Below are 12,349 nucleotides of genomic sequence, written 5' to 3'. Positions count from 1 at the left end.
CCGTGGGCGGCATCGCCGTTGTCACTAACGGTGTAGCCGCAGGCTTCCCGCAATCGGTGACCACGCCGCTGGGCAGCACGCTGACCATCACCGGGTTCAACGCCACAACCGGCGTCGTCAGCTACAGCTACACCCTCGACCACAACGACGCGCATCCGACTGCCAACGGCGCCAATACGCTGAGCGAGCAATTCGCCGTCACCGTCGTTGATGACAACGGCACCACCGCCAACGCAAACCTGGACGTGAACATCGTCGACGACCTGCCAAAAGGCGTGAACGACAGCAATGCCGGCACCGCTTCGGAAACTAACCTGACCCTGACAGGCAACGTCCTGACCAACGACGTTCAAGGCGCCGACCGCGTCCCAACCGGCGCTAATGCCGGACCGATCACTGCGGGTACTTTCACTGGGACTTACGGCACGTTAGTGCTCAACGCGAATGGCACGTACACCTACACCCTCAACACCAACGACGCCGACTTCAAAGCCCTGCACGGCAATGGCAACGGCACTGAAACTTTCACCTACACCATCACTGACTCGGACGGCGACACCAGCACTGCGAACCTGGTTCTGCAGATCCACAACAACGACGATCCGGTGATTCTCAACGGCCTCGACGTCAACGGCGGCGAACTCACTGTCTTCGAGAAAAACCTCAGCAACGGCACTGCGCCGGATGCGACGGCATTGACCCAAAGCGGCACCTTCACCGTCACCGCCCTCGACGGTCTGCAAACCCTCACCGTCGGCGGCATCGCGGTGGTCACCAACGGCGTGGCCGCAGGCTTTCCGCAATCGGTCACCACGCCATTGGGCAGCACGCTGACCGTCACCGGCTTCAACGCCGCGACCGGCGTCGTGAGCTACAGCTACACCTTGGTTCACAACGATGCACACCCGAGCGGCAACGGCGCCAACAGCATCACCGAGAATTTCAACGTGGTAGCCACCGACGGCGACGGCAGTACCGCGTCCGGACAGATCAACGTCAACATCATCGATGACCTGCCGACCGCCAAGGCCGACACCGGCTCGGTGGTGGAGGGCGGCACCGTCAATATCAGCGTGCTGGGCAACGACGTCACCGGTGCCGATGGCCCGGCGGCGGGCGGTGCGGTGGTCGGCGTGCGGGCCGGCAGCAACACCGCGACCTCGGCCATCGGCGGCCTCAACAGCAACATCAACGGCACCTACGGCTATCTGACTCTGGATGCGGCGGGCAACGCGGTCTATCACAGCAACCCGAACTCGGTGAGCCCGCCGGGCGCCACCGACACATTCACCTACACCATCCGTGACAGTGACGGCGATGAAAGCACCACCACCATCACCGTCAACGTCGCCGACAGCAAACTCGTGGCCTCGGTCGATCAGGACGTGACCGTCTACGAAAAAGCCCTCGACCTGACCAAGGATGGGCAAGACCTGGCCCCTGGTACGGTCACCGGCAGTGACCCGACCAACACCGGCGAAACCGCCACCGGCACCCTGGTCGGCGCGGTCACTGGCGGCAGCGGCGCGATCACCTACACCCTGGTCGGCAGCGCCACCGGCACCTATGGACAGATCCTGCTGAACCTCGACGGCACGTACACCTACACTCTGACGTCGGCACCGAAAACCACGCCGAACGCCAACGACGGGCCGAACACCCTGAGCGAAAGTTTCACTTACAAAGCCACCGATGCGCTGGGCAACAGCACCACCAGCACCATCGTGGTCAACATCGTCGATGACGTGCCCAAAGCCGTGGCGTCGGATCGGTCGGTGGCGGCGGTGGAGATCGACTCCAACATCCTCATCGTGCTCGACATCTCCGGCAGCATGGCTGACGCCTCGGGCGTGCCGGGTCTGTCGCGGCTGGACCTGGCCAAGCAGGCGATCAGTGCCTTGCTCGACAAGTACGATGATCTGGGCGATGTGAAAGTGCAGCTCGTCACGTTCAGCAGCAACGCCACCGACCGCACCTCGGTGTGGGTCGATGTCGCCACTGCCAAGACCTTGCTTGCCGGCCTCAGCGCCGGTGGCGGCACCAACTACGACGCTGCCGTGGCGACCATGGAAACGGCGTTCAACACCTCAGGCAAACTCACCGGGGCGCAGAACGTCGGCTACTTCTTCTCCGACGGCAAACCCACCACCGGCCAGGAAATCGGCACCGCCGACGAAACCGCGCTCAAAGCCTTCCTTGATGCCAACAACATCAAGAACTACGCAATCGGTCTCGGCAGTGGTGTGAGCAACGCCAACCTCGATCCGATCGCCTACGATGGCATCAGCCACACCAACACCAACGCGGTGGTGGTCACCGACCTCAACCAGCTCAATTCGGTGCTTTCGGGCACGGTGATGGGCGCGCCGGTCACCGGTTCGTTGCTGGGGGATGGCGGGACGTTTGGTGCTGATGGCGGTTTCATCAAATCCATCGTGGTTGACGGCACCACCTACACCTATGACCCGAAAGGCAATGCCGGCCAGGGCTCGCTGACCGCAAGCGGCGGTACCAACCACGGCACGTTCAATACGGCGGACAACAGCCTGAGCATCGCCACCAACAACAGCGGCACTCTGGTGATCAACCTCGATACCGGCGAATACAGCTACACCTCGCAGAAAACCACCACGACGGTGATCACCGAGAACATCGGCTTCACCCTCAGTGACAACGACGGCGACCTCGCCAGCTCCACGCTGACAGTGAAAGTGATCCCCAACTCGCCACCGGTGGCGGTGGACGACCACGTCATCACCAACGTGCTGTCGAGCAATGTCGTGGTGCCCGGCGAACTGTTGCTGGCCAACGACACCGATCCGGACAACGACACCCTCAACGCCTCGCCAACCACCTTCAACACCGGTTGGGTCGCCAAAGGGGCGGACTTCACCGGCAGCGGGGCGATCAGCTTCACCGGCACCAGCAACACCGCTGCCAACCAGAACCTGGCGGACGTGCGCAATTCGTTCGCGGCCAACACCGCGGCCATGACGGCGGTGCTGGTGGTCAGCGGCTACCTCGGCGCGGTGACCAACGCCAATGCCAACGACGAAGACCTGATCACCGTCAAACTGAAACAGGGCGAGACCCTCAACCTCGACCACAACCTGGCGGCCGGGCATATCACCATGGAGTACTCGGTGAACGGCGGGGCGTTCGTCAGCATCGCCGATGGCGGCACCATCACCGCCGGCGCCGATGGCACGTACCAGATCCACGTGACCAACATCACCAACACCAGCGGCAGCAACACCAATGCCGCGGAAAACTATCAACTGACCATGACGGTCAACTACGCCGGGGCTCACGACATCACCCCGGACTACCATGGCACCTACACCGCCAACGACAACCACGGCGGCAGCGACACCGCCAACGTGACCATCAGCTATCAGGACGGCCACACCCTCACCGGGACTTCCGGCGATGACGTGCTGGTGGCGGGCAGCGGCGACAACATCCTCAACGGTGGCGACGGCAACGACGTGCTCACCGCCGGCTCCGGCAACAACGAACTGCACGGAGGCGCCGGCAACGACTTGCTCTACAGCGGGCCGGGCAATGACATCCTCGATGGCGGCACCGGGATCGACACGGTCAGCTATGCCCACGCGACGGCCGGGGTCACGGTCAACCTGAGCCTGCTCGGTGCGCAGAACACTATCGGCGCGGGCATCGACACCATCAGCAACGTCGAAAACCTCGTTGGCTCAAACTTCAACGACACCCTGACCGGCGACAACAATAACAACGTGATCAACGGCGGCCTGGGCAACGACATTCTCAACGGCGGGGGGGGCGATGACCTGCTGATCGGTGGGATGGGCAACAACACCCTGACCGGCGGGCCGGGTGCCGACACCTTCCAGTGGCTCAAAGGCAACAGCGGTCACGACACCGTCACCGACTTCACCCCCGGCACCGACAAGTTGGATCTGTCGCAACTGCTGCAAGGTGAAAACGGCACGGCGGCGTCACTGGATGACTACCTGCACTTCACCGTCACCGGCAGCGGCGCCTCGGTGGTCACGACCATCGACGTCAGCGCCATGGCCGGCGCCACGCCGAACCAGACCATCGACCTTGCAGGCGTCAACCTGGCCAGCCATTACGGGGTGACGCCGGGGGCGGGCGGGGTGATTGCGGGCGGGCATGACACGGCGACGATCATCAACGGGATGTTGAATGATCATTCGTTGAAGGTGGATACGGTGTGAGTCGGGGCTGAAAAGACAAAACCCGCCATCGTGCCAGCGTGCGATGGCGGGTTTTGTTTGTTTGGTGTTTCCTTTCGTTATTGCGCTTTTACGAAGTCAATTCCAAACCATTCATGACTACTCATATTAATGTCGAGTCGAGCAATATCCTTGCCACTGAGTTCAACCAGAACGGCATCCCCGAGGGAGGTCCCCAGCGGGACAGAGCCCAATAAAGTCCCGTTACTGTTGTAGTAATGAACCTCTACGACGCCGTTGTTATTGATCCATGAATGGTAGAAGCTCACCTTTGAGTAAGTGGCATTTAAAAAGTCGAGTCTCGCTCTTTGCGGGCCGAGATTTTTTCCGATGCAGAACGTCAGCAGCTTACCTTCACGTCGGCCCGGGATTGGTGGGAAGTCGCCTGGGATTTTTTCAAGCGAAGCAATGCCCATGGGGCTTTCGCCGGATAAATGGATGAGCTTCATGCCGTCCAGTGTGAGTGACTCGCCTTCAGCGATAGTGCTCTCTGGATATTTATCAAAGTCTTCAATCATTTTGTGTCTCCAGGCTACAACAAGTAGGAAAGTTGATCGATGCGGCGGGTTGATGGCCCATTTCATTCCGGAAGATCTGTCTGCCTTCAGAGTGTCGGAGTCAAACAAGCCCAGCATGCTTAGCGTTGAACTGGCAGGGTGCTCCCGTCACTCGGAGTTATTCAACGCTGGAATGGCGAGTTGCACACCTGTCAGATCTGACAGGTGTGCAACGAAACTGGACGAACGGTATCGATGGAGACTTCACCGGCAGCGATTCACCGAGTTTCTCTACTCCGGCGCTTCTGCTTTCAACTCCAGATTATCCAGCACCCGATTCACCGCCAGTTCACCGAGCATGATCAACTGCGCAATCCCCAGCAGCACATGCCGCTGCGAGCCATCCACCAGCCCGGCGAAGTCGTTGGCCATGACCTTGGCCGAGGTCAGGGTTTCGCAGGCGTCGGCCAGCAGTTCTTCGCTGTCGATGCTGGGGGCGATGAGGTAGCGGGTGCCGGGTTTGAGCAGCGGTTTTCTGGGGAGGAGGGGATTGAGGTAATGGTCGAGGGCGCGCTCGGCGGCTTCGTGGAATTTCTTTGAGTCGAGGGTTTCGTAGGGCGAGGTGGTGTCGGTTTCGGGTGGGTTTGGCGTAGGTTTGATCATCGTAAAGCTCCTTGAGAAATGGAGCCGTCAACCATCGCTGCTAAACGAAGAGGTGGCGGCTGTACGCGGGTTAGCAGACCAGGCTCAAGGATCCCGGCGCACCGAAGTGCCCCACGCAAAGCCGCCATAACTTAATAGCGAGACCCGCGTGCCCTGAGAATTGCCGAGCTGCTAAACCCGATCACTGAAAAGTCAGCGACCGCCAAACAATAGAACCCGCCCCCAAGGCGCACAAGCCGGCGGATTCTGGCTGATGCGTAGGCATCGGCGCAAGGATGCGTAGCCAGAGTCAGTCACCGATCCGGTTTCTTAAACATTTCTGTTTATGCCGCTCCGTCGAGTTGCTTCCGGCTCCCGATCTCCGACGAGCGGTAGCAAAACCTGTAATTTCTGACAGTAGCAGCCTGTCGGGCAGGGGCATTAAATGAAGCCATTGGTCCGGCGTACCTGCAGCGCGGGACAGAACCTCAATCGAGGGAGGCTTCAAATGGCGACGCCCGATACCCCTGCCGACCCTCTATCCGCAGATGAAACCGCGCCAGACAGTGCCCTCATCGATAAGCCGGATGTCCCTGCCGTCCTTGATCCCGATGACCCACGTGGACTTCTGCCTCTGTCGGCACTGGGGGATGACCTGGTTGTTTTGTTTGAAGACTTCGGACGCGGTCCTGTTCAGGGCGAATCCGATCTGGTCGAGTTGGGGTTCATGTCGATAGGCACCTCGTTCAGAAAGGTCGACGAACGCTGGTTCCCGACCAGCGATCTCGTATCCTTCCCGCAAACCCTCAAGGTGCCGAAAGACCTGCTGTCTGCCGGTGTCTATGAGGTTGCGCTCCGGGTTTCAATCTACGGCAGCAACCCGAACCTGGGCGCCCGGAAAACCCTGACCATCGATACCGGTAAACCCAACTTTGGCAACAAGCCCGCGGCCGTCATTTTTCCGCACGAGTTGAATGGCACGATCACCGAAGCTTTTCTGGCGCAGGAAGGCGAGGTCAGGGTGACGGTGCCTTGGTACAACGACGCCGAGGCGAAGGATCGGGCACCGTATTTCTGGACTGACAAGGAAAACCCGCCTGATAGCGAAAAGCCCATTCGCGAACAGGAATTCAGTGCTGAGGATGTGGCTGCCAAAAGCCTGCGCATCACGGTGTACGCGGATGAAATCCGTGCCTGGGGCTCGGGTAAACGTTTCCTCTATTACTACTTGAGGGATTGGCCCGGGAATTCCGGACCGATTTCCTATCTGGCGGACATCATGGTTGATCTGACCCCGGCACCGGGGGCCTTGCCTCCGCCAAGGGTGCAGTTGTCCTCCAGAGGCCGGGTGGATCGTCAACATGCCCGTGACCGGCTGTGGGTGTTGATTGATGAATACGATTTTGCCGACTCCCAGCATTGGGCGGCGGTTGACTGGGATGGCACGCCGCTCGACGAGTTCCCGGTCGACCCCTCCGATTTCCCGCTGGAAATACCGGTGCCCTGGTCAAAGTTGCATGCCAATGGCGATGGGCCGTTGCGTGCGAAGGTGAGTTACCGGATCCGCCAGGGCAGTACTTATTCTCCGCCCTCGCCGGACATTTCCGTGCCGGTCGACTTGTCGCTGGCTGGGCAGGATCACGACAAGGCACCGGCACGTCTCAACGAAAAGCTCGCTCTGGTGGAGGTGTACGGGGAAAAGTCCCAGACCAAAAACACCTTGTTGTCTGAAGACCACGGTTTTCCGGCGACTATCCGGTTCGTACTGTTCGATGATCCCGAGCCCGGTGACTGGATTGATTTCTTCTGGGGCCTTTTTCCGGGAGCCGTCGTTCGTTACGACGTAAAGGCAGGTGATTTCTCGGGTAAAACGATTGAGGTTCAGGTGCCGTGGCCTGTCATCGATACCGACAAACAGAATCCGGCATTGCCGGTTCACTACATCACCAGCAATGACGTCAACGAGCAGCAGTCGCTGCCGACTTCTGTCGTGGTCAATATTGTCCAGATCGAGAACCTCAAGGAGCCGGAGTTTCCGGATGGGGGGAAACAGGGCGTACTCAACTGTTGTGCACGGCCACGACTTTGGGAAGGGGTGAGGGTGCGAGTGTTGGCTGACCCTCGAATCGAGCAAGGCGACCGGCTTGTGATTGTCTGGCAGGGGTGTTCAGGGCCCAACGGTACGAGCCCCATTGCGGGAGCTTATGACGAAATCGTTAAGGATCTCGTTTCGCTGCTGCCCGGCGCAGACATCGACATCGTTGTCACAGACTACCCAAAACTGATTGAGCCGATGGTGAATAACGGCTCCGCACTCGTGTATTACCGGCTGGAAAAAAGTAATGGTGGCCGAGGCCGCTCCTGTCCGGAGTTTGTAGTGATCAATCGAACAATGCCCAGCGGCGAAGTTTGCTCGCCAACCAATGATATTTGTGAAGAGAACTGACTTTTAGTTAAACCGAAGTGCATGTCCGGAATCTGTCTGATCATCGGTAAAGAGTGCAGATAACCTGACGCGTCTAGTGATAAGGAGAATAGCAATGACAAAGTCTCAAAAGTTATCGTTGGCACAGGCTACTCGGAATAAACTGGCTGACTTGCGAAGGGCCATTAGCGCACGTGCGGGACAGGAACCCGAGGTAGATGACTTATTGCCGGCCATTCCCGGCGATGACATAAAGAAACTACACTCGGATCGTCAGGGCACTGACTGCAATGTGACGGTTGAAAATGTGCAAGTTCCCCCTGGTGCACAACCGGGAGATACTTTTATCAGATTGATGAAAGATTTAATCCCGATTACGTCCTATGTCGAGGTTCGTATCCCTCCACTTCCTGCTTTCGGGGTGATTTTACCAGGAACGGAAACGGCAACTCCTGGGGTGTTTAGATTGAGCTATCAAACACATTATGCCGGCAATGATAATACCTCTGATGAGTCTGTTTTTTTTATCGATGATGTTGCGCCTAATCACGGTAGACCCTTTCCTGAGCCTGTACCGGATTCGAAAATTATCGGAGGCGTGGTGACTCGCGAAATTCTGGAGGAACTGGACGGTATCCCTCTGACAAGTGTTAATCCGAGTGATGTGAAAGCGGGTGATATCTACAGGTGCCATTATGGGAAAAGTGATCCGGCCGTTGTGATTGATGCATTTTTTGTTACCGAAGATTTTACTCGGATACCGAATTTCAAAGTACCAAAAAATATCGTTATCCAGGCAGGATCGGGTGACTTTATTGCTTATGTAAAAGCTGAAGATCGTGTGGGAAATGTTGGTCCGTCCTCAGATCCCGTCAAGTTTTCGATCAGATTGACTCCGGTTCCCAGTGGTTTACAACCACCAGAAATTCCCGAATGGGCAGATGATGGCGTAATCGATATAAACGACGCCTGGCCATCTGTGGCAGTAGTCATTCCAACCTTCAATGACGGCTTGCCGGGCGATTTGGCTGTAGTAACGATCAACGGAATAGTCCAGCCTGGCGTTCCAACAGATGGCACCACTGCGGTGATTGTCGATGTGCCTCATGCGGATATAGCCGCAGGGGGCGACGGTCCGAAACAATTCAATGTGACGTATGAAATCGCTCGAGGCACGGATCGATTCCCCGAAACGGTGGGACAAGTGGTAGATGTCAATTTGACTATCGCCGGGCCCGTCAATCCTGAACCTGATCCGGAATTGGGTAATCCGAATCTGGACAAGTTGGTCGTCAAAGGTTCAACAGCCGATGACGAACTGGTTGAGGGTGATGTCGGTACTGTTGTCGATATTGACTTGACAATCTATGACGGCTACAAGGCTGGGGACTTTGTCAATCTTTTTTGGAATAAAGTATTGGTTCCGCCACCGGAAGGGCACTATGCAGTGCTCGGGACGGAAGATCCTGCTTTTAAAATTCCGTTCAAACTTAAGTCGGAAATTTTCGAGGCGACTGGTAACGGTGAGTTTGAAGCGAGATACAAGATTACCAATCCAACCAGTAACGGTAACAACAGCAATCCGTCGCCGCCCACCCCGGTTGATGTTTATATTTTTCCAGTTGACTTGCCTGATCCAGTCATTCAACACCTGTTTACCAATCCGGCGGGGAAAAAATATTGTAACTGCAGTTCACTGAGGGATATACCGGTCGTCGGTAAGGCGGTTATTGTAAAAGTGGCAGGAGGAGGGTCTCTAGCGGATGGAATGGTTCTCGACTTCAAATGGATAGGTACGCCAGGGGTGCCGGGTGATCCTGCCATTCCTGACTATACATTCCAGAAGACTTTGAGGGACGAGGAACATATAAATGGCTTTGAAGTTTACCTTCCGTTTTCGGCTGCGCTCAAACCCATCAGGGACGGAGAAGGGGAAATCATTTATACAACAAACATTGGAGGGCGAACCCACAGCTCCATTGGGCATAAGGAGAGGGTCGTAATGATCGACAACACTGGGACGTTCTGCCCGGGCACTTGAAATCAAAGTGATCAATCAGAGGCGGGAGTATTTTCCGCCTCTTTTCTTCTGTCTGCCGCGGAATAAATCCTCCTCTAATTAAGGATTAATCCTACATATCTACCGGCTATCTCCTTGTACTGTACGCCCAAATTTCTGATGCCCTTCTATGAGGGGCTTCCCCCCGCTCAAAATTTGGAAGGAGTTACCATGAAAACCTGTCTACAGTTGTTTCCCGCCTTGAAAACCAGAAAATCACTGGTATGGCTGATATTCCCACCTGCCCTGCTGTCAAGCTCCATTGCGGTTGCGTTAACCACGATCGGAGCGGGGCAGACCACAGACATCGATCAAAATACTGCCACCGACAATTATCTGGTGCGAGATGGCGGTGTGTTGAACGCCAACGGCGCGAATACTTTCGAGGTCTTCGTCCGAGACAATGCGACGTTGAATGCCGTGGGCGGTACCTATACAGGACGTCTGAGTAGCGCGGGGGTGAACATCACCAACGCCAGCGGTACCCTGGATGACGTCACTGTGACCGGAAACCGCATGGGCATGCTCATCAACCGGGCCAGCGGCACTACCACGGGCTCGACCGCTACGATCAGCAACACCCGTATCACCGGCGTCACGGCCGGGATCGAAACCAGTGGCGGCAGCACGAGCGTATTGACCAACACCAACGTCACTGCAACCGGGGCGGGGGGGATCGGTCTGAACTCCTTCGGCGCCGATGTTACGGCCACCGGTGGCAGTTTTACCGGTGGCACCAATGGCGCGCGGCTGCGCGCTGACAGCGAAGGTGTCGGCGACGGTGCCAAGCTGACGCTGAACAATGTTCGAGTGGAAGGCCAAAGCGGAGCCGCGATTCTCGCTGATTCCGGGGTGGACGCGGATATCCGAGTGCTCAACAAAACTCAATTGCTCGCCGGCAACAACCTCCTGCTCGACGTCCAGGGCGCCTCCACCGCTGCCATGACCGTCGCCAACAGCGAGTTGCAGGGCAACATCAACATCGCCGGCAACAGCACCGGCAATCTCACCTTCGATCAAGGCCGAATGACTGGTGATGTGCTGGTCGAAACCGGTTCGGCTGCCAACGTCACCCTGCAGAACAGCTCGCAATTCACCGGCCGTCTCGACAAGGTCAACGGCGTGACCGTCAACAGCGGCTCCATCTGGACCCTGACCGGCAACGACACTGTAGGAACCCTCGCCATGAATGGCGCGACGGTTCGCTTTGGTGCGCAGGATGTACCGAATACCTTCTACCAGTTGAATGTCGGTACGCTGGCCGGCTCGCCGGATGGTTCCAGTACCTTCGCCATGAAGGGCAACTTCGCCACGGGCCAGCATGACTTCCTCAATGTCACCGGTGTGGCGACCGGGTCGTTCGGCTTACTGGTGGCGGCGTCCGGTCTGGATGCGGTGAACCCGCAGCAACTGACTCTGGTGCACACCGCCGCTGGTGATGCGCAGTTTGCTTTGACGGGCGGGCGAGTGGATCTCGGTGCCTGGTCCTATGACTTGGCCCAGCGGCCCGCAGGAACGGGTGGCACTGAGTGGTTTCTCGATCCGGCCACCCAGGTGATCAGCCCGGGTGCCAGTGCGGTGATGGCCTTGTTCAACGCGCCGATTACCCTGTTGTACGGTGAAGCGAACTCGTTGCGCAGCCGCATGGGTGAGTTGCGGTTCAACGGTGGTCAGTCGGGCGCCTGGGCGCGCACCTACGGCAACCAGTACAACGTATCCGAAGGTTCCGGTGTGGCGTACAAGCAGAACCAGCAGGGTTTTTCCCTCGGGGCCGATGCCCGGGTGGGTGAAAGTAATGTGCTGTTGGGTTTGATGGGTGGTTTCAGCGAGTCCGATCTGAATGTCGAGCAGGGCACGTCGGGTACGGTCAAGAGTTACTACGTCGCGCCGTATGCAACGTGGATGGATCCGGACAGCGGCTACTACGTTGATGGCGTGCTTAAATTCAACCGGTTCCAGAATGAGGCCAAGGTCGGTTTGAGCGACGGCACCCGTGCCAAGGGCGATTACGACAATTGGGGCGTCAGTGCTTCGGCGGAAGTCGGTCGTCACATCAAGTTGGCCAACCAATACTTCATCGAACCGTTCGCCCTGATTTCGGTAGCGCGGATCCAGGGCAAACGCTTCAGCCTGGACAACGACATGGAGGCCGATGGCGATCATGCCAGCTCGCTTCTGGGCAAGGCCGGCGCCACGTTCGGGCGTAACTTCGACATAGGCAACGGCGCCGTCGCGCAACCTTATGTACGTGCAGCCATTGCTCATGAATTTGCGAAAAACAACGAGGTCAAGGTCAACAACAATGTGTTCAACAACGACCTTTCGGGCAGCCGTGCAGAATTCGGTACCGGTGTAGCGGTGGCCATGTCCGAGCAGTGGCAGGTGCATGTCGATCTGGATTACGCCAATGGCGAATACATTGAGCAGCGTTTGGGTGGGAATGTGGGGGTAAGGTTTAGCTGGTAAGCGACAGTCCCGAGTATCAGAA

Annotated in this window: 6 protein-coding genes; 4 read left to right on the top strand and 2 right to left on the bottom strand. The window is 57.6% G+C overall.

Annotation, left to right across the window (positions count from 1 at the left end; genetic code table 11):
• Positions 1-4,220: beta strand repeat-containing protein (locus ACW9HX_RS23770; RefSeq protein ID WP_457382478.1), on the top strand; the 4,220-nt coding region annotated here is incomplete at its 5' end.
• A gap of 77 nt (positions 4,221-4,297) precedes the next feature.
• Here ACW9HX_RS23770 and ACW9HX_RS23765 read toward each other — a convergent pair.
• Both ACW9HX_RS23765 and ACW9HX_RS23760 read right to left on the bottom strand, forming a co-directional pair.
• Entirely contained in the window at positions 4,298-4,756 is a 459-nt protein-coding gene (locus tag ACW9HX_RS23765) for a hypothetical protein (protein ID WP_457382477.1), read from the bottom strand.
• 270 nt (positions 4,757-5,026) lie between these two features.
• Positions 5,027-5,398, bottom strand: a complete 372-nt coding sequence (locus ACW9HX_RS23760; protein ID WP_457382476.1) for a DUF6124 family protein — start codon at positions 5,396-5,398, stop codon at positions 5,027-5,029.
• Positions 5,399-5,885: 487 nt separating this feature from the next.
• Here ACW9HX_RS23760 and ACW9HX_RS23755 point away from each other — a divergent pair, with 487 nt between their 5' ends.
• From ACW9HX_RS23755 to ACW9HX_RS23745, 3 genes are all read left to right on the top strand, one after another.
• On the top strand, positions 5,886-7,823 hold the full coding sequence (locus tag ACW9HX_RS23755) for a hypothetical protein (protein ID WP_457382475.1): 1,938 nt from the start codon (positions 5,886-5,888) through the stop codon (positions 7,821-7,823).
• Between the two features lie 94 nt (positions 7,824-7,917).
• Entirely contained in the window at positions 7,918-9,843 is a 1,926-nt protein-coding gene (locus ACW9HX_RS23750) for a hypothetical protein (protein WP_457382474.1), read from the top strand.
• A 189-nt stretch (positions 9,844-10,032) separates the two neighbouring features.
• Entirely contained in the window at positions 10,033-12,327 is a 2,295-nt protein-coding gene (locus tag ACW9HX_RS23745) for an autotransporter outer membrane beta-barrel domain-containing protein (protein ID WP_457382473.1), read from the top strand.
• Positions 12,328-12,349 lie beyond the last annotated feature (22 nt).

It is taken from the genome of Pseudomonas sp. SDO52101_S400, assembly GCF_054071635.1.
This window is presented reverse-complemented; position numbering and strand designations above follow the sequence as displayed.